This window comes from Micromonospora sp. CA-244673, from assembly GCF_050948395.1.
GTDB lineage: Bacteria > Actinomycetota > Actinomycetes > Mycobacteriales > Micromonosporaceae > Micromonospora.
The window spans coordinates 2,257,023-2,274,694 of sequence record NZ_CP192019.1 but is presented as its reverse complement, the minus strand read 5'-3'; the positions used below and the strand labels follow the sequence as shown (position 1 = coordinate 2,274,694).

The 17,672-nt window shown below is 76.0% G+C and carries 16 protein-coding genes; 6 read left to right on the top strand and 10 right to left on the bottom strand.

Annotation, left to right across the window (positions count from 1 at the left end; genetic code table 11):
• Positions 1–121 precede the first annotated feature (121 nt).
• The gene (locus ACQP12_RS10660) at positions 122–1,165 is read left to right on the top strand and encodes a helix-turn-helix domain-containing protein (protein WP_357946279.1); all 1,044 of its coding nucleotides are present in this window, start codon (positions 122–124) and stop codon (positions 1,163–1,165) included.
• Positions 1,166–1,346: 181 nt separating this feature from the next.
• Here the strand turns inward: ACQP12_RS10660 and ACQP12_RS10655 are convergent, their stop codons facing one another.
• From ACQP12_RS10655 to ACQP12_RS10620, 8 genes are read right to left on the bottom strand one after another with little or no spacing between them, the layout of a single operon-like run.
• Positions 1,347–2,336 carry a DNA topoisomerase IB gene (locus tag ACQP12_RS10655; protein WP_357946282.1) on the bottom strand — a complete coding sequence of 330 codons (990 nt, stop codon included), beginning with the start codon at positions 2,334–2,336 and terminating at the stop codon, positions 1,347–1,349.
• Complete coding sequence (locus ACQP12_RS10650) at positions 2,320–3,291, bottom strand: glycosyltransferase family 9 protein (protein ID WP_433287092.1); 972 nt, start codon at positions 3,289–3,291, stop codon at positions 2,320–2,322. Before ACQP12_RS10650 ends, ACQP12_RS10655 begins: the two co-directional genes overlap by 17 nt.
• Positions 3,288–3,986 (bottom strand): SDR family oxidoreductase, encoded by a 699-nt coding sequence (locus ACQP12_RS10645; protein ID WP_433287090.1) that lies wholly within the window; start codon positions 3,984–3,986, stop codon positions 3,288–3,290. Before ACQP12_RS10645 ends, ACQP12_RS10650 begins: the two co-directional genes overlap by 4 nt.
• Positions 3,983–5,455 (bottom strand): PfkB family carbohydrate kinase, encoded by a 1,473-nt coding sequence (locus ACQP12_RS10640; RefSeq protein ID WP_357946289.1) that lies wholly within the window; start codon positions 5,453–5,455, stop codon positions 3,983–3,985. The genes ACQP12_RS10645 and ACQP12_RS10640 overlap by 4 nt, the downstream gene beginning before the upstream one ends.
• An 11-nt stretch (positions 5,456–5,466) precedes the next feature.
• Positions 5,467–6,156 carry a D-sedoheptulose-7-phosphate isomerase gene (locus ACQP12_RS10635; protein WP_357946292.1) on the bottom strand — a complete coding sequence of 230 codons (690 nt, stop codon included), beginning with the start codon at positions 6,154–6,156 and terminating at the stop codon, positions 5,467–5,469.
• A complete protein-coding gene (locus tag ACQP12_RS10630) occupies positions 6,156–7,373 on the bottom strand; it encodes a glycosyltransferase (RefSeq protein ID WP_433287087.1) in 1,218 nt (405 codons plus the stop codon). The genes ACQP12_RS10635 and ACQP12_RS10630 overlap by 1 nt, the downstream gene beginning before the upstream one ends.
• On the bottom strand, positions 7,358–8,332 hold the full coding sequence (locus tag ACQP12_RS10625) for a glycosyltransferase (RefSeq protein ID WP_433287085.1): 975 nt from the start codon (positions 8,330–8,332) through the stop codon (positions 7,358–7,360). The genes ACQP12_RS10630 and ACQP12_RS10625 overlap by 16 nt, the downstream gene beginning before the upstream one ends.
• A complete protein-coding gene (locus ACQP12_RS10620) occupies positions 8,329–10,041 on the bottom strand; it encodes an HAD-IIIA family hydrolase (protein WP_433287083.1) in 1,713 nt (570 codons plus the stop codon). The genes ACQP12_RS10625 and ACQP12_RS10620 overlap by 4 nt, the downstream gene beginning before the upstream one ends.
• A 156-nt stretch (positions 10,042–10,197) precedes the next feature.
• Between ACQP12_RS10620 and ACQP12_RS10615 the strand changes: the two genes are divergently transcribed.
• From ACQP12_RS10615 to ACQP12_RS10605, 3 genes are all read left to right on the top strand, one after another.
• Entirely contained in the window at positions 10,198–10,635 is a 438-nt protein-coding gene (locus ACQP12_RS10615) for an SRPBCC family protein (RefSeq protein WP_433287081.1), read from the top strand.
• On the top strand, positions 10,632–11,633 hold the full coding sequence (locus ACQP12_RS10610; protein ID WP_433287079.1) for an SDR family oxidoreductase: 1,002 nt from the start codon (positions 10,632–10,634) through the stop codon (positions 11,631–11,633). The genes ACQP12_RS10615 and ACQP12_RS10610 overlap by 4 nt, the downstream gene beginning before the upstream one ends.
• Positions 11,634–11,747: 114 nt before the next feature.
• Positions 11,748–12,515 (top strand): polyprenol monophosphomannose synthase, encoded by a 768-nt coding sequence (locus ACQP12_RS10605; protein ID WP_433287077.1) that lies wholly within the window; start codon positions 11,748–11,750, stop codon positions 12,513–12,515.
• 441 nt (positions 12,516–12,956) lie between these two features.
• On the opposite strand, the gene ACQP12_RS10600 is transcribed toward ACQP12_RS10605, so the two are convergent.
• On the bottom strand, positions 12,957–14,549 hold the full coding sequence (locus ACQP12_RS10600; RefSeq protein ID WP_433287075.1) for a phytoene desaturase family protein: 1,593 nt from the start codon (positions 14,547–14,549) through the stop codon (positions 12,957–12,959).
• Between the two features lie 72 nt (positions 14,550–14,621).
• Between ACQP12_RS10600 and ACQP12_RS10595 the strand changes: the two genes are divergently transcribed.
• Positions 14,622–16,055, top strand: coding sequence for an aldehyde dehydrogenase family protein (locus ACQP12_RS10595; protein WP_433287073.1), 1,434 nt, complete (start codon positions 14,622–14,624; stop codon positions 16,053–16,055).
• Positions 16,056–16,115: 60 nt separating this feature from the next.
• On the opposite strand, the gene ACQP12_RS10590 is transcribed toward ACQP12_RS10595, so the two are convergent.
• The gene (locus tag ACQP12_RS10590) at positions 16,116–16,520 is read right to left on the bottom strand and encodes a ChaB family protein (protein WP_357948141.1); all 405 of its coding nucleotides are present in this window, start codon (positions 16,518–16,520) and stop codon (positions 16,116–16,118) included.
• 143 nt (positions 16,521–16,663) lie between these two features.
• Between ACQP12_RS10590 and ACQP12_RS10585 the strand changes: the two genes are divergently transcribed.
• A complete protein-coding gene (locus ACQP12_RS10585) occupies positions 16,664–17,638 on the top strand; it encodes a YihY/virulence factor BrkB family protein (RefSeq protein ID WP_433287071.1) in 975 nt (324 codons plus the stop codon).
• The last annotated feature ends 34 nt before the right edge of the window (positions 17,639–17,672 follow it).

Here is a 17,672-nt window from a genome sequence, read left to right as displayed (position 1 = left end):
GGACTCTTAACAGAAGATTCGACGTCCGTCAATGACGGAAATGTCACGCCCCACGAGCGCCAACTCCCGGCCTCGTGGGGCGTCCTGCTTCATGAAGGGGAACGAACCGCGGGGGTCGCGCATGGACACGGAACTGAACCGGCAGGTCTTCGACACGGCACAGGTGCCGGCCGCCGACCGCTTCGGCCTGTGGCTCGAGATGCTCGCCCACACGCCGGGGCTCATGCGGGTACGCACCGAGCACGCCGACAACTTCGTGGCCCGGGCGGAGTTCCTCGACCTCGGTCCGCTACAGCTCATCCGCCACCGCTACCCCTCGCTGGACGGGACCCGGAGCCGCAAGCTGATCCAGCGCTCCGACGCCGACTACTACGTGCTCGCGCTGACCCTCACCGGCAACAGCATGGCCGACCAGGACGGGCAGCGCGGCATCTGCCGCCCCGGCGACTTCACCTTCTACGACTGCGCCCGCCCGCAGGAGCTCAGCCACCACGGCGACGACGACGGGCGCCGGCCCGCCAGCTCGCTCGTGGCCTTCATCCCGTACGACGCGCTGCCCCTGGCCCACCGCCGGCTCACCCCGCTGTTCGCGGGCCGGATGTCCGGCACCGAGGGGGTCGGCGCGCTGCTGGCGGACTACCTCATCCGGCTCACCGGCCATCCCGAGCAGTACCACGCGGCGGACGCGGAGCGGCTGGCCGGCGTCGGCCTCGACCTGATCTCCACCATGCTGGGCCGGCACCTGGTCTCCGCGGACGCCGTGCCCACCGAGGTGCGGCGGCGGGCACTGCTCGCTCAGATCCGCTCGCACATCCACCAGCACCTCGGTGACGGCACGCTGAGCCCGCAGTCGATCGCCGACGCCCACCACATCTCGGTCCGGTCGCTGCACCGGCTCTTCGAGGCCGAGGAGACCACGGTGGCGGCGTGCATCCGGGACGAGCGCCTGGAGCGGTGCCGCCGGGACCTCGCCGACCCGGCGCTGGCCGACCGGCCGATCCAGCTCGTCGCCGGCCGGTGGGGCTTCCGGGACAAGGCCCACTTCAGCCGGGCGTTCCGGGCCGCGTACACGGAGACCCCGCAGGCGTACCGGGCCCGCCACCTGGAAGCGGCACGGATCGTCAACACGGCGGCGTCCGCAGTCAACTCCGGCCGGACATACTGAGTGCGGGCCGGCAGCCGGGCGACCGGCGCGGCCCACTGGTATCGGGGGGCCGTGGCGAGGCGCCCGCGGCGGTTCCGCCGCGGGCGGCCGCCCGGTGGCACCCCGGACGGCATCGGCCGTCGACGGCCACACCGGTTTCCGGCCCCGTCGTGCTTCCCCCCAGGACCGACGGCGGGGCCGGTCAGCCCGCCTCCTCCTCCAGCAGCACCAGGACGGCCTTCTCCGCGGCCTCACGCGGCATGGCCGGCTGCACCGGCGCCAGCACCCCGTCGTGGTAGAGGTCGACCACCCGCGGATCCACGTAGGAGGTCCGGGCCACCGTGGGGGTGTTGCCGAGCAGCTCGGCGACCGACCGCATGACCGCCGCCACGGCCCGCTTGCGGGCCGTGGCCGAACGCTGCGGGCCGACCGTGGCCAGCTCGGTGGCGGCCAGCACGGTGGCGTGCCAGGTACGGAAGTCCTTGGCGGTCATCTCCCCGCCGCTCGCCTCGCGCAGGTAGTCGTTGACCTCGTCGCTGCGCACGTCCCGCCAGCTCCGACCGTCCCAGTAGCCGAACAGGCGCTCCTCGGCCCGCCGCCGGCGGCGCAGGTTGGTCAGCACCCGGCACAGCTCCGGGTCCTCGATCCGGCGGACCTGCTCGATGCCGCCCTTCGCCGGGAACTCGAAGACCACGCAGCCGCCGCGCGAGCGGGCGTGCTCGGGGCGCAGGGTGGAGACGCCGAAGGTGGCGTCCTCGCCGGTGGCGTACTGGTCACTGCCGACCCGGAACGTGCCCATGTCGAGCAGCCGGGCGACGGTGGCCAGGATCCGCTCCCGCCGCAGGCCACGCAGCGCCAGGTCGTGCCCGACCCGGTCGCGCAGCACGGGCAGCCGGTGGGCCACCTCCAGCACGTGGTCGAACTTGGCCTCGTCCCGCTTCTCCCGCCACTTCGGGTGGTAGAGGTACTGCTTGCGCCCCGCCGCGTCGATCCCGGTGGCCTGGATGTGCCCGTTCGCGTGCGGCGAGATCCACACGTCCTGCCACGCCGGAGGAATCACCAGGTCGCCCAGCCGGGCCAGCTCGTCGGGGTCGCGCACCGGATCGCCCTTCGCGTCGACGAAGAGCCAGCCCTTGCCGCGCCGCCGGCGTCCGTACCCCGGCCTGCCCGGATCACTACGCCGCAATCGCACCGGAGACCCGCACCGCCCGTTCCGCCTCGTCCACGGCCGCCACCACCTCGTCGACCTCGATGGCCGCCAACGTCGGGTGGGTTCCTACCCCACCCGTACCCGCCCAATCCCGGTCGATCCCGTCACGCGGCGTGACCCCGAGCACCCGGTGCCGGAACCGGTCCGGCGGCGGGCCCCAGTGCGCCGGCGGCACCGGACCGAAGAGCACCACCGAGGCGGTGCCGTAGCCGGTGGCCAGGTGCGCCACGCCGGTGTCCCCGCTGACCACCAGCCGGGCGTCGGCCACCAGCGCGGCCAGCTCGGCCAGGCCGGTCCGGCCGGCGAGCACGGCGTCCGGGGGCAGCCCCGCGTCCCGGGCCACACGGACGGCCAGGTCCCGCTCGTCGGTCGAACCGGTGAGCACCACCCGGTGACCCCGGGCGGTGAGGATCCGCGCCAGCGCGGCGAAGCGGCCGGCCGGCCAGCGCTTCGCGGGGATCTTGCTGCCGGGGTGCAGCAGGGTGGCCCCGGCCGGGACGGCGGCGGCCGGCGGGCGGCGCAGCGCCAGGTCGCCGGGGTCGGCCGGGAGCCCGTACCAGTGCAGCAGCCGGCACCAGCGGCGCACCTCGTGCTCGTCGTCGTCCCAGAGCGGGCCGGCGAGGTGCCCGGCCTCGGCGTTGCGGTGGGCGAGCAGCCGGCCCGGCCGGGCGGCCGCGAGCATCCGGTGCGACCGGGGACCCCGCCCGTGCAGGTTGACCGCCACCTCCGGCGGCGGGCCGGGCCACGCCGGCCGGTCGACCAGCCCGGCGGTCGGCAGCACCCGGTCGACCACCCCGGTCAGCTCGGCCAGCGGCGCCAGCCAGGCCGGCGCGGCCAGCACCAGCTCCCGGCCCGGGAGGCCGGCCCGCAGGCCGCGCAGCGCCGGGACCGCGGTGGCCAGGTCGCCGACCCCGAGCGCCCGCAGCACGAGGATCACGGGTACGACGACTCCTGCTGCGCGCAGACCACCATCTCGCGTACCGCGCAGCCGGCCGGCTGGGAGAGGGCGAACATCACCGCGGCGGCGGTGTCGGCCGGCTCGTTGAGCGCCGCGTCCGGGCCGGGGCGGTACTGCGCGTCCCGCTCGTCGAAGAAGGCGGTGCGCATGCCGCCCGGGATGAGCAGCGTGACCCCGACCGCGCCGGCCAGCTCGGCGGCGAGCGCCCGGGTGAAGCCGACCACCCCGAACTTCGCCGCGCAGTACGCGGTCGCATCGCCGACCGCCTTCACCCCGAGCGTGGAGGCGACGGTGACGATGTTGCCCCGGGACGCCTCCAGGTAGGGCAGCCCGGCCCGGATCACGGCGGCCGTGGCGAGCAGGTCCACCGTGACGATGCGTTCCCAGGTCTCCGCCGGCACGTCGATGAGCTTCCCCGGCACGTCCATGCCGGCCGCGGTGACCACGGCGTCCAGCCCGCCGGAGCGTTCCGCGAGGTCCCGGGTGGCCGCCTCGGCGGCCCGGGTGTCGGCCAGGTCGCACTCGGCCCAGGGCACCCCGTCGGCGGGCCGTTGCCGGTCCAGCACCAGGGGGCGCCCGCCGGCCCGGGCCACCGCGGCGACCACCGCCGCGCCGAGCCCGCTCGACCCGCCGGTGACCAGAACGGTGGGGCCGGCCCCGGGTGGACTGCTCATCGTGCTCCCTCCGTGGACTGGACGACCGCCGGCTCCGCCGCGGCGGGCCAGCCCGCCAGGCCGCGCCCGGCCCGGGCCGCCGCGATCATGTCGGTGGTGGACCGGCCGTCCAGGTACGGCACGACCACCGTGTGCCCGCCCCAGCGGGCGAGGATCTCCGCCTCGGGGAGCGTCTCCGCGCCGCCGCCGCTGGCGTAGTCACCGCCCTTGACCCAGATGTCCGGGCGCAGCCAGGACAGCGCCGCGCGCGGCGTCGGCTCGTCGAAGATCAGCACGGCGTCGACGCAGCCCAGCGCGGCGAGCAGGCGGCCCCGGTCACCCTGCGGCACGACCGGCCGCTCCGGCCCCTTCAGCCCGGCCACGCTGGCGTCGGAGTTGAGGCAGACCACGAGGCAGTCGCCGAGCTGCCGGGCCGCCTGGAGGGTCGCCACGTGCCCGGCGTGCAGCAGGTCGAAGCAGCCGCCGGTGGCCACCACCGTGCCGCCGGCCGCGCGTACCCGGGACACCACCTCGCCGGCCGCGGCGGCGCCGATCCGGTCCCCGCCGCCGACGACCACGGCCGGGGCCGCGGCCCGTACCGGAGCGGGCAGCGCGGCGGCCACTCCCCCGCCGGCCACGTACGCGGACGCCTCGGCCACCGCCTCCTGCACCGCCTCGGAGACCAGCGCGCCCCCGGCCAGGGCCAGGGTGGCCGCCGCGGCGAACCGGTCCCCCGCGCCGCAGGTGTCCCCCTCGGCGGCCGGGGCCGGCACCACCAGCGGGGTGGAGCCGGCGTGGCAGAGCAGCGCGCCGTCCCCGCCCAGGGTCACCGCCACCGCGCCGGCCTGCCAGCGCCGGCGCAGCGCCTGTGCGCCCCGGGACGCGGTGACCAGCCGGGACGCCCCCGGCGGCGCCTTGGCCAGCTCGCGTGCCTCGGACTCGTTCGGGGTCGCCAGGCTCACCCCGGGCACCGCGGCCGGACCCCGCGGGTGCGGGTCCCAGACCACCGGCGCCCGCGTCGCGGCGAGCGCGGCACGCAGGGCGGGATGCCTGGCGACGCCCCGGCCGTAGTCGCTGACGAGCACGGCCGAGGCGGTGGCGAGCAGGCGCAGCACGGCCTCGCTCGGCTCGCCCGGATCGCCCGCCGGCCCGCCCCGGTCGTGGCGCAGCAGCACCCGGCCGCGGGCGTGCAGCCGGATCTTCTCCGGGGTGGCGCCGGCCAGCGGCAGCGCGTACAACTGCACGCCGGCGGCGGCGAGCAGGGTGCCCAGCCGCGCCCCGCCGGCGTCGTCGGCCACCGCGGTGACCAGCGCGACCTCGGCGCCCTGCGCGGCGGCGAAGACGGCGGCGAGGCCGGCGCCGCCGGGGCGGTCGACGTGCGTGGTCTCCTCGAGCACCGGCACCGGGGAGTCCGGACAGAGCCGGTTCACCACCCCCTCGACGTCCCGGTCCAGCAGCGTGTCACCGAGCACCACCACGGGTCCCGTCATGCTCGACCTCCTCATCGGGCCTGCACCTTCCCGTCCGGGCCGTCGCCGAGCACCACCTCGACGCCGGCGCGCACCGTGTCGGCCGGCGCCGTGTCCGCGGCGCGGGCGGCGAGCGCCGCCGGCAGCGCCCGGTCGACGTACTCGCAGAGCACGTGGGTGGCGACCAGGTGCAGCTCCTGCACGACCTGGCTGTCCGGCGAGTCGATGGCGAGGGTCTCGTGGCACGACCCGGCGAGCGGGTTGGGGGCGGGGCCGGTGAAGGCCCAGCAGCGCAGGCCGGTGTCGTGTGCGGCGCGGGCGGCGGTGAGGAGGTTGGTGCTGGTGCCGCTGGTGGACAGGAGCAGGAGGATGTCGTCGGGTCGGCCGTGGGCGCGGACCTGGCGGGCGAAGATCTCGTCGTAGCCGTAGTCGTTGCCGATGGCGGTGAGGGCGGAGGTTTCGGCGTGCAGGGCGATGGCGGACAGGGGTTCGCGGTCGTCGCGGAGTTTGCCGACGAGTTCGGCGGTGAGGTGCTGGGCCTCGGCGGCGCTGCCGCCGTTGCCGGCCACCAGCAGCCGCCCGCCGGTGGCCAGCCGGTGCGCCAGCTCCCCGCCCCAGCGGGCCAGCAGCTGCTCGGCGTCGCGCAACGGCAGCAGCGCGGCGGCCAGCCGGGTCAGGTGGTCCTCCAGGACCGTCCCCCCGGCGGCCGGCGTGGCCGCCATCAGGCGACCACCCGGGTGGGCCGACGCACGGTGGCCACCTCGGCGTACAGCGCGGCGAGCCGATCGGCCGTGGTGGACCAGGAGTAGCGGGTCCGGGCCCGTTCCAGGGCCGCGGTGGCGTAGGCGAACCGGCGGATCCGGTCGCCGAGCAGGCCGCGGATCGCCGCGCCGAGGGCCGCCGGGTCGCGGGCGGGCACCAGGTCACCGGTACGGCCGGGCACCACCGTGTCGATCAGCCCGCCGACGGCGGTGCCGATCACCGGTACGCCGCACGCCATCGCCTCCAGCGGGGTGAGCCCGAACGGCTCGTACCAGGGGGCGGCGACCAGCACGTCCGCCGACCGGTACCAGCGCCCCATCTCCTCCCGGGGCACCGCCCCGATCAGCTTCACCCGGCCGGCGATCCCCCGGGACGCGGCGAGCGCGCGCAGCCGCAGCGCGTACGGGTCGGTCTCCAGCAGCCCGGCCGGCGGGCCGCCGACCACCACGCACTCGGCGTCCGGCACCAGCGCGGTGGCCCGGATGACGTCCTGGAAGCCCTTGCGCTCGACCAGCCGCCCGACGGTGAGGATCCGGGGCCGGGCGCCGTCGGAGTCGGCGACCGGGCCGAGCGGCGCGAAGGTGGACAGGTTCACCCCGGACGGCACCACGGTCATCCGGGACCGGGGCACGCCCATCCGGACCAGCTCGGCGACCTCGTCCTGGCACTGGGCGACCACCCGGTCGACGGAGCGGCCCAGCCGGCGCTCGTGCGCGACCCGGCCCGGTGGGCTGGTGTCCTGCGCGCCCTGGTGCCGCCGCTTGACCGTGCCGAGCGCGTGGTACGTCTGCACCACCGGCACCCCGGTGCGCCGCGCGGCGGCCAGCCCGGCCAGCCCGCTCATCCAGAAGTGCGCGTGCACCACCTCGGGCTGCCAGTCGCCGGTGCGCCACCGCTCGGCCAGCCACTCCCCGAAGGCCGGCATGTACGGCAGCAGGTCGTCCTTCGCCACCGGCTCGGCCGGCCCGGCGGGCACGTGCACCACCTCGTACCCGTCGGGGGCGCGGACCGTCACCGGCAGGTCCACCGCGTCGAGCCGCGTGTACACGCGGACGTCGTGGCCGGCGGCCGCGAGCGCGGCGGAGAGCTCCGCGACATGCGTGTTCTGGCCGCCGGCGTCCTCCCCGCCGAGGACGGCGAGCGGGCTGGCGTGCTCCGAGATCATCGCGATGCGCATACTTCCTCCTCCAGCAGCCGGTCCCAGTCGGCGAGGAAACGCTCCAGGCCGTAGCGGTCGCGGGCGGCGGTCCGGGCCGCGGCGCTCGCCCGCCGGGCCGCCGCCGGGTCGTCCAGCAGGCCCCGGGCCGCGTCGACCAGCACGTCGACCCGGGTGGACAGGGCGCCGGCGGACGGCGGGACCGCCTCGACGGCCTCGGTGGTGGCCAGCGCGACCACCGGCATGCCCATGGTCATGGCCTCGACGAGGCTCAACCCGAGCGAGGTCCACCGGCACAGGTGCAGGTACGCCCGCCGCTTCGCCAGCTCGGCGTGCATGGCGTGCTGGGGCACGTCGTCGTGGCTGGTCAGCCGGTCCGGGGGCAGGCCCAGGTGCTCGGCGAGCCCGGCCACCTTCATGCCGTAGACGTCGAGCGGGGCGAGGTCGGCGAAACGGGCCAGCAGGTCGGTGCCGGTGACCCGCCAGCGGCGGACCGGCTCGTTGATGACCACGGCGAGACGGTCCAGCTCGCCGGTCCACTCGACCGCCGGGGCGACCACCCCGTGCTCGACCACGGCGGTGCGGGTGCCCCCGTTGTCCCAGAACAGCTCGTTGAAATGGGTCACGTGGGTGAGCAGCAGGTCGTCCCGGTCGGCCATCGGGTGCCGGCTGTTCGGCACGTCGCCCTTCGGGGTGTTGTGCTCGACGTAGATCGCCGGCACGTCCCGGCCGACCCGCCGGCCGAGCCACTCGCAGGCCAGGTCGAACTCCTCGGGCCGCTGGAGCAGCACGACGTCCACGTCGGCGCGGCGCAGCTCCGCCGGGGTCACCTCGACGGCGCTGTCCGGCCACGGGTAGGTCCGCGCCCGGCCCAGCCCGTACGCGCCCCGGTCCGGGGTGACCGGCACCAGGTAGCGGTGTTTGCCGTGCACGAACGACGTGGTCCAGGAGCCGTGCACGTGCCAGACCAGGATGTTCATCCGACCACCCCGCCGGGGACGGTGACCAGCGGCTCCGGCGCGTCGGCGGGCACCCCGAGCAGCCGCAGCGCCTCCAGCACCCGGCCCGGCTCGACGGCCGAGAGGCAGGGGTGGCCGGGGACCGGACAGCGCGTGGCCCGGGTGTCCCGGCAGGCCGCCCCGGCGTCGCCGAGCCGCACGGTGGGCACCCGGTAGGGACCCCACTGTCCGAACGGGACGGTCGGGGCGAAGAGGCTGACCACCGGCACGTCGAGCGCCGCCGCCAGGTGCGCCGGCCCGGTGTTGCCGACCACCAGCGCGCCGGCCCGGGCGATCACCGCGGCCAGTTCGCCGAGGCCGGTGCGCCCGCCCAGGTCGAGACCGCCTGCGGCGGCGACCTGGGCGGTCAGCTCCCGCTCGTCCGGCCCGCCGGTGACGACCACCCGGTAGCCGGCGGCGCTGAGCACCCGGACGATCCGGGTGGCCAGCTCGAAGGGGCAGGCCCGGGTCTCCACGGAGGAGCCCGGGTGCAGCACCACGTAGCCCGGCTCGCCGGCGGCCGGCGCGGGCGGCAGCCGGTCGGCGCGCAGCCGCAGCCCCGGCTCGTCGCCGGCGGGCAGCGCGAAGCCGGCCGCCGCGGCCAGCGACAGGGCCCGCTCCGGCTCGGGCACCCCGACGGGCACCCGGTGTCGCACGTCCAGCAGGGCGCCCGGGTAGTCGTCGCTGATCGCGCTGATCCGCGGCACCCCGGCCATGCGGAGCAGCAGCGCCAGCGGCAACGCCGACTGGTGGAAGGAGGTGAAGACGACCGCCTCCTCCGCGCGGACCGCGGCGAGCCGGTCGACCAGGGCGCGCATCCCGGCCGGGTCGACCGGCGGGGCCGGAGCGTCGATCCAGGACAGCGGCCACTCGATGATCTCGTCGACGCCGGGCAGCAGCTCCGCCGCGGCCCGGCCGCGTGGCCCGCAGAGCAGCACCACCCGTTCCGCCCCGGCCGCCACCGCGCGGATGCCGGGGCCGGTGACCAGCACGTCGCCGGCCGCGTCGCAGCGCGCCACCAGCACGGTGCCCCGCCGGGGCGCCGGCTCCGGCGCGGCCACCAGCCGCATCCGGCCCAGGATGGCGCCCACGGCGTCCGGCAGGTCGGCGGCGACGGTCGGCGCGGCCGCCACCTCGGCGGCCCGCGTGGCGGGGGTGGGCACCATGATGGCGGCGGCCCCGGCCGCCGCGGCGGCGGCCATGTCGGCGCCGATGTCGCCGACCAGGACACAGCGGGCCGGCGTGGTGCCGAGCGCCCGGGCGGCGGCGTGCACCAGCCCGGGGGCGGGTTTCCGGCAGGCGCAGCGGTCCGGCTCGCCGTGCGGGCAGATCTGCCAGCAGTCGAAGGGCCCGAGCAGTTCCTCCACCCGGGCGTTGACCCGGCGCAGGTCCTCGGCCGTGAAGCAGCCCCGGGCCAGGCCGGACTGGTTGCTGACCACCGCCAGGCGCAGCCCGGCCGCGCGCAGCCGGTCCAGCGCCTCCCGGGCGCCAGGCACCGGCCGGACCTTCTCCGGGTCGCCGTTGTAGGGCACGTCCTCGATCAGCGTGCCGTCCCGGTCCAGCAGCACCGCGTCGTACAGGCCGGACGGGAACCGGTCAGCACCCGGGCCAACCCGGGCTGACCTGCACTGATCCCGCTCGTGGTCCCGTCGCACGGGCGGCGGGTTCCCGACCCCCCGAGGAGTAAACATCAACTTCGGCGGAGCCGCCTCCGCCGGTGCCGTACGGCCGGTCCGCACCCGTCGCCGCCGCCGGCCCGGTCCGGCGTTACCCGCCGCCCCCGAGAAGCTAACCCGGCCGGTCGTTAGCGGAGGTCCAGGCGGGGGTATGGGGTTCCGGTGGCGATTGTGGAGAAAGTGATCGACGCGCCCCCGCAGCAGGTTTTCGACGTGCTCGCCGACGGGTGGACGTACAGCGACTGGGTGGTGGGCACGGTGCACGTCCGGGACGTGGACGACTCGTGGCCCCGGGTGGGCAGCCGGTTGCACCACAAGGCCGGCCCGTGGCCGTTGTCGCTCCAGGACACCTCCACGGTGCTGGAGTGCGACGCCCCGCACCGGTTCGTGGTGCGGGCCGGGCTGTGGCCGGCCGGCGAGGCGGTCGTGGTGTTCCAGCTGGAACCGCTGGCCGACGGCCGGACGCGGGTCACCATCGGCGAGGACTTCGCCGCCGGGCCGCTGCGCTGGGTCCGGAACAAGCTCAACGACCTGGTGCTGCACCAGCGGAACAAGGAGACGTTGAGCCGGCTCTCCGACATCGCCACCCGGCAGAAGGCGGACCGGTGACCCAGCGGGTGGTGATCACCGGGGCGAGCGCGGGCGTGGGGCGCGCGGTGGCCCGGGCGTACGCGGCGCGCGGCGCGCGGCTGGCCCTGCTGGCCCGGGGCGCGGCCGGGCTGGCCGCCGCCGAGCGGGACTGCCGCCGGCTGGGCGCCGCCGAGGTGCGCACCTACCGCGTGGACGTCGCCGACGCGGGCGCCGTGCAGCGGACCGCCGACGACGTGGTGCACCACTACGACGGGCTGGACGTCTGGATCAACGACGCGATGGTGTCGGTCTTCGCGCCCGCCTGGGAGATCACCGCGGCCGAGTTCCGCCGGGTCACCGAGGTCAACTACCTGGGCACCGTGCACGGCACGCTGGCCGCGCTGCGCCACATGCGCGCCCACGGCCGCGGGGCGATCGTGCAGGTCGGCTCGGCGCTGGCCTACCGGGGCATCCCCCTGCAGTCGGCGTACTGCGCGAGCAAGCACGCGGTGCAGGGCTTCAACGACTCGCTCCGGTCCGAACTGCTGCACGACTGCCCCGGGGTGAAGCTGTCGATGGTGCAGCTCCCGGCCGTCAACACCCCCCAGTTCTCCTGGGTACGCACCCGGCTGCCCCGGCATCCGCAGCCGGTGCCACCGATCTTCGCGCCCGAGGTGGCCGCGCGGGCGGTCGTCTGGGCCGCCGACCGCGGTCCCCGCGAGCTGAACGTGGGCGGCCCGACGTGGCGGGCCCGGCTGGGCAACGTCCTCTTCCCCGGGCTGCTGGACCGGAAGCTGGCCCGCGACGGCTACGACAGCCAGCAGACCGACACGCCGATCGACCCGGCGGCCTGGCGCGACAACCTGGACCGGCCGGGCGACGACGAGCGGGACCGGGGCGCCGCGGGCGTCTTCGCCGACTCGGCCCGCCGCCGCTCGGCGGCACTCTGGGTGAGCACGCACAAGCCCGCCGTATCCGTGCTGGCGCTCGGCGGGCTGCTCACGGCGGCCGGCGGGCTGGCTCGCCGGTTACGCTGACCGCCCACGCCGGCGAACCGTCCGGAATCCTCCGGGCGGGCGTCTGTGCGGACCGCGCGGAGGGTACTGGCTACCCTCTCAGGTGAACCTGTCGGCCGACCGAGGATGTCCGTGATGATCGAACCCGTGCAGTTGCCCTCCCCGTGGCGCGACGCACGCCTGACCGTCGTCGTTCCGACCTACAACGAGGCGGGCAACCTCCCGATGCTGGTCGAGCGCGTCCTCGCGCTGCCGCTGCCCGGGTTGAAGGTGCTCGTCGCGGACGACAACTCCCCGGACGGCACCGGGGAGATCGCCGACAAGTTGGCCATCGAGCACCCGGACCGGGTGCTCGTGGTGCACCGCCCGGGCAAGGAGGGCCTCGGCCGGGCGTACGTGGACGGCATCGGGCGGGCGCTCGACGACGGCGCCGAGTACGTGGCGCAGATGGACGCTGACCTGTCGCACCCGCCGGAGGCGCTGCCCGGCATGCTCGGCGCCCTGCTCTCCACCCAGGCCGGCGTGGTCATCGGCTCGCGCTACGTGCCCGGCGGCGAGCTGGACGAGAACTGGCCGCTCTACCGGCGCGCGCTCAGCGGCTGGGCCAACCTCTACGTGCACACCCTGCTGCGGGTGCGGATCCGCGACCTGACCGCCGGCTTCAAGATCTGGCGGGCCGACGCGCTGCGCGACATCGGCCTGGAGCGGGTGCAGTCCAACGGCTACAGCTTCCAGGTGGAGATGCACTACCTGGCGACCAAGCTGGGGCACACGATCCTTGAGGTGCCGATCCGCTTCGAGGAGCGGCGCGAGGGTGCCTCGAAGATGACCACCGCCACCAAGATCGAGAGCGCGCTCATGCCGTTCAAGCTGCGCACCCGGCACCGCAACCTGGACACCTGACCGGCGCTCGCCGTTCGCACGGACACTGGCCTCACGCTGCGTCATGATGGCGCAGCGTGAGGCTTTGTCGTCGGGGCGACCACGACCTCACACCGCCTTTGCTCTGCAGCCATGACCGCAGCACCCTCCCCACCTGCTCGGCGAGGAACCGCCCGGCCGCCGCGCCGGCCGCGGCCGGACACCCTGCGTGACCGCTGCGTATGCGGCTGCAGAGCAAAGGCGGTGTGGGAGGGGTGCCGGCCGGCGGGCGTCTGTCACCAACGGTGACCGGGGACGACGAATGTGCGCCTGCCAGGTGGCCGGTCACCGGTAGACGGTTCGGGCGCCACGGGCCGCGCCGACCGGGCTGCCGGTCAGCGGTAGCCGGCCCGGTCGCGCCAGGGCAAGGCAGGCGGAGTCGGCGGTAGCCGGCCCGGTCGCGCCAGGGCAACGCAGACGGGGTCAGCGGTAGACGCTGCGGTGCGCGGCGCCGATCACGCCCGCGTACAGGTCGCCGGTGAGCAGGCGGTCGCGGGCCAGGGCGGCGCGGGCGGCGTTCGCCCCGGGCGCGCCGTGCACCCCGCCGCCCGGATGCGCCGAGGCGCTGGCCAGGTAGAGCCGGTCCACCGGGGTGTCCGCGCGGCCCAAGCCGGGGATCGGCCGCAGGAAGAGCTGCTGGTACGCGGCCGCCGTGCCGCCGCCCAGCGCCCCGCCGACCAGGCTCGGTTCGGCCGCCTCCAGGTCGGCCGGGCCGGCCACGTGCCGCCCGACGACCAGCGAACGGAAGCCCGGGGCGGCCTCCTCCAGCACCTCCTCCATCCGCTCCACGTGCCCGATGACCTCCTCGGCCCGCCAGTGCCGGCGGAACGGCAGGTGCGTGTACGACCACAGCGACTCGGTGCCCGGCGGGGAGTGGCTCGGGTCGGCCACCGACATCTGCCCCACCAGCAGGAACGGGTCCCGCGGCACCTCGCCGCGGGCCAGCGCCCCCGCGTACGCGGTGAGCCCGTCCAGGTCGGCGCCCAGGTGCACGGTGCCCGCGCCGGCGATCGCCCGGTTCTTCCACGGCACCGGCGCCGAGAGCGCCCAGTCCACCTTGAGCGTGGAGCCGTCCCACCGGAAGTGCGCCAGGTCCTCGACCAGCCGGGGCGGCAACGCCGCCGGGCCGACCAGGTCCAGGTAGAGCGCCGGGGCGGGGACGTCGGCGAGCACGGCCCGCCGGGCCCGCCAGTCGGCGCCGCCGGCGGTGCGCACCCCCATGGCCCTGCCCCGGGCCGTGAGCACCCGGTCGACCCGGGCGCCGTACTCGATCCGGCCGCCCCGCTCGACCAGCCGGGCGACCAGCGCGTCGGTGATCCGCTGCGAGCCGCCGACCGGCACGGGCCAGCCGACCTGCTGGCCGAGCATGGCGAGCAGCCAGCCGTACACCCCGGAGCCGGCCTCCTCGGGCGACAGGTCGGTGTGCAGGGCGCAGCCGGCCAGCAGCGCGGGCCCGCCGTCGCCGGCGAAGAGTTCGTCGCCGAGCTTGCGCACCGGCACCACGAGCCGGCGGGCCAGCCGCAGCGCGCCGGCGACCTTCAGCCGGCGCAGCAGGGTCAGCCCGCCGCGTACCGGCGGGAACGGGCTGGTGATGGTGTCGAGCATCGGCTCGGCCACCTGGAGCCAGTCCGCGTACGCGTGCCGCCAGCGGTCGCCGTCGCCGGGGGCGAACGCCTCCAGCGAGGCCGCGGTGACGTCGAGGTCCCGGTTGACCACGGCCGCGCGGCCGTCCGGAAGCAGGTGGGCCAGCACGTCCGGCGAATGGGTCCAGGACAGCCCGTGCCGCTCCAGGCCCAGGCCACGCAGCACGGGCGAGGCGTAGCCGAGCGGGTAGAAGGAGCTGTAGAGGTCGCTGAGGTAGCCGGGGGCGGTCACCTCGGCGGAGCGCACCGCCCCGCCGGGGACCTGGGTGGCCTCCAGCACCAGCACGTCCCAGCCCGCGTCGGCCAGCAGGTTCGCGGCCACCAGCCCGTTGTGCCCGGCCCCGATGACGACGGCGTCCGCGGTCGAAATCATCCGATCCGCCTACCCGGCCGGTTACCGGGCGAAACGCGTTTGCCTCGCCGGGGTCGGGGCATCCACTGCCGCATGTACACGGTTGCGCAGCTCATAGGTGGAGTCTGGGGTGCCGGCGGTGCGGGGGGCGAGCTGGTCGTACACGATCCGGCCGACGGCTCCCCGGTGACCACCGTGCCGGTGGCGACGGCGGACGAGGTGGCCAAGGCGGTCGAGGCGGCCCGGGGCGCGGCGGCGGAGTGGGCGGCGACCGCCCCGGCGGAACGGGCCGCGGCGCTGCACCGTGCGGCGGACGCGGTCGAGGCCGTCGCCGACGAGCTGGCGCAGGCCACCACGGCGGAGATGGGCAAGCCGCTGGACGACGCGCGCGGTGGCGTGGCGGCAGGCATCGGCACGCTGCGACAGTACGCCGAACTCGGTCCGGTGCGGGGCGGCCGGACCCTGCACGGCGCTCCCTCCGCGCTGGACTTCATGGCCCCCGAGCCGCGCGGCGTGGTCGCCGCGATCACCCCCTGGAACGACCCGGTGGCGGTCTCCTGCGGCCTGCTCGGGGCGGCCCTGGTCACCGGCAACGTGGTGCTCCACAAGCCGAGTGAGCGCACCCCGGCGACCGGCTGGCTGCTGGCCCGGGCTCTGGACTCGGCGCTGCCGGCCGGGGTGCTGTCGCTGCTGACCGGTGGCGCCGAGGTGGGCGCGGCGCTGGCCGGTCAGGAGGTGGACGTCGTCGCCCACGTCGGTTCCACCGCGACCGGCCGGGCGATCGCCGCCGCCGGCGCCCGCACCGGCGCGAAGGTGCTGCTGGAGAACGGCGGCAGCGACCCCCTCGTGGTGGACGCGGATGTGGACCCGGTCTGGGCGGCCGAGCAGGCGGCGCTGGGCTGCTTCGCCAACGCCGGGCAGATCTGCGTCGCGGTGGAGCGGATCTACGTGCACCGGGACGTGGCCGAGGACTTCGTCGACGCGCTGGTGGAGCGGGCCGAGGCGCTCGTGGTGGGCCCCGGCCGGTCCCCGGGGACCCAGCTCGGGCCGCTGGTCGACCGGCGGCACCGGGACCACGTGCACGGGCAGGTCACCGCGGCGGTGGCCGAGGGGGCGCGGCTGCGCACCGGCGGCGGCGTGCCGGACGGGCCGGGCGCGTTCTACCCGGCGACGGTGGTCAGCGACTGCCGGCACGAGATGACGCTGGTCCGTGAGGAGACCTTCGGGCCGGTCGCCCCGGTGGTGGTGGTCGACTCGTTCAGCGAGGGGCTGCGCTGCGCGGCCGACTCCCCGTACGGGCTGGCCGCCACGGTGCTGACCGGCTCGATGAGCCACGCCCACCGGGCCTGGCGGGAGCTGCCGGTGGGCACCGTCAAGGTCAACGCGGTGTTCGGGGGCGCGCCGGGCGGCGCCGCGCAGCCGCGCCGCGGCAGCGGCCAGGGCTTCGGGTACGGCCCGGAGCTGCTCGACGAGTTCAGCACCGTGAAGGCGGTGCACATCGAGGCGCCGGGCGGCGGCCACTGGTGAGCGGCACGACGGGAGCCCGGGACCTGCGCGGTCCCGGGCTCCCGTGTCGTCGCCGGCCGGTCAGCGGCCGCCGCGGGCCTTGCGGGTGGCGTTGTTGTTCGCCTTCTCGATCGCCTTGACCAGCTCGGGCTTGCTCATCCGGGAGCGGCCCGGCACGTCGAGCTTCTTGGCGACCTCCATGAGGTGCTCCTTCTTCGCGTTGGCGTCCACCCCGCCGGCCGTGGGGGCCCGCCGGGCCGGGCCGCCGCCGGCCGCCTGCCGGTCGCTCGGGCCCTTGCGCCCCTTCGGCTCCCAGTGGTCGCCGACCTTCTCGAACTCGTGCTTGACCGCGGCGAAGGCGGTGCGGTGCGCCCGCTCCCCCTCGCCGTACGTCTCGACCGCCGAGTCGTGCGTCTTCTCCCAGGTCCGCTGCGCCTTGTCCGGGGAGCGCTTCAGCGTGCTGGGCAGTACCTCGCGCCCGGGCATCTCGTCCTCCTCCGTCTCCGTGGGATCCACTACGAATTCCCGCCCCGGCCCAGGGCAAACCGGCACCGGTTTGTCGGCTTCCCCCGCGGGGTACCGCCCGGGCCACCTGCCGGAGGTGCGCCGGCGGTGCGGAGGAGGCGGTCATGACGGCGACGGATGCGGCGGCCGGCGGCCGGCAGCGGGCCCGGATCCCCCGGCGGGTACGCCAGTTGAGCTGGGCCACCTGGCGCGGGGTGCTGGTCCGCGCCGGGCGCAGCTTCGTGAAGGACAACTGCGCCGACTGGGCCGCCGCGCTCACCTACTACGGGGTGCTGGCGCTCTTTCCCTCGACCATCGTGGTGGTCGCCCTGGTCGGGCTGGTCTCGGACGGGCCGCGCACCGTGGACACCGTGATCGACCTGGCCCGGGAGATCGGCGCCGGCTCGGTGGTGGGCAACGACGCCTTCGTCGCGGTGGTGCGCGGCGTGGTGGAGCAGCGGGGCCCGGCGAAGGTCCTGCTCAGCTTCGGTCTGCTCGGCGCGCTCTGGTCCGCGTCCGGCTTCATCGGCGCGTTCACCCGGGCCTCCAACGCTATCTACGGCGTCGAGGAGGGGCGGCCCTTCTACCGGCTGCGGCCGGTGCAGATCGGGCTCGCCGGGGTGTCGCTGGTGCTGCTCGCCGTGGTGGCCCTGGGGCTGATCGTCAGTGGCCCGATCACCGACTTCGTGGGCGACCGGCTGCACGCCGGCGGGCTGACCCGCCAGGTGTGGACGGTGGCGAAGTGGCCGCTGCTCGCGCTGGTGGCGATGACCCTGCTGTCCCTGCTGTTCTGGATCGCCCCGAACGTGCGGCAGCCCCGGTTCCGCTGGCTCACCCCGGGCGGCGCGCTGGCCCTGCTGGCCTGGGTGCTCGCCTCCTTCGGCTTCGGCCTCTACGTGGCCAACTTCGGCTCGTACGACGTGACCTACGGCAGCCTGGGCGCGGTCATCGCCTTCCTGGTCTGGCTCTACCTGTCCAACTGCGCGCTCATGCTCGGCGTCCAGGTCAACGCCGAACTCCAGCGGGGCCGAGTCATGCAGGCCGGCGTGGAGGATCCCAGCGAGCCGGTCCTGCCGCCCCGCGCTCCGGCCGATTCCTGACCGGCTTTCGCCCGGTTCCGTGGCTTATGACCGG

Coding starts and splice junctions, on each gene's coding strand:
- ACQP12_RS10660 (WP_357946279.1), top strand. CDS start 122: ATGGACACGGAACTGAACCGGCAGGTCTTCGACACGGCACAGGTGCCG.
- ACQP12_RS10645 (WP_433287090.1), bottom strand. CDS start 3,986: ATGAGCAGTCCACCCGGGGCCGGCCCCACCGTTCTGGTCACCGGCGGG.
- ACQP12_RS10640 (WP_357946289.1), bottom strand. CDS start 5,455: ATGACGGGACCCGTGGTGGTGCTCGGTGACACGCTGCTGGACCGGGAC.
- ACQP12_RS10635 (WP_357946292.1), bottom strand. CDS start 6,156: ATGGCGGCCACGCCGGCCGCCGGGGGGACGGTCCTGGAGGACCACCTG.
- ACQP12_RS10630 (WP_433287087.1), bottom strand. CDS start 7,373: ATGCGCATCGCGATGATCTCGGAGCACGCCAGCCCGCTCGCCGTCCTC.
- ACQP12_RS10625 (WP_433287085.1), bottom strand. CDS start 8,332: ATGAACATCCTGGTCTGGCACGTGCACGGCTCCTGGACCACGTCGTTC.
- ACQP12_RS10620 (WP_433287083.1), bottom strand. CDS start 10,041: ATGTTTACTCCTCGGGGGGTCGGGAACCCGCCGCCCGTGCGACGGGAC.
- ACQP12_RS10605 (WP_433287077.1), top strand. CDS start 11,748: ATGATCGAACCCGTGCAGTTGCCCTCCCCGTGGCGCGACGCACGCCTG.
- ACQP12_RS10600 (WP_433287075.1), bottom strand. CDS start 14,549: ATGATTTCGACCGCGGACGCCGTCGTCATCGGGGCCGGGCACAACGGG.
- ACQP12_RS10595 (WP_433287073.1), top strand. CDS start 14,622: ATGTACACGGTTGCGCAGCTCATAGGTGGAGTCTGGGGTGCCGGCGGT.
- ACQP12_RS10590 (WP_357948141.1), bottom strand. CDS start 16,520: ATGCCCGGGCGCGAGGTACTGCCCAGCACGCTGAAGCGCTCCCCGGAC.
- ACQP12_RS10585 (WP_433287071.1), top strand. CDS start 16,664: ATGACGGCGACGGATGCGGCGGCCGGCGGCCGGCAGCGGGCCCGGATC.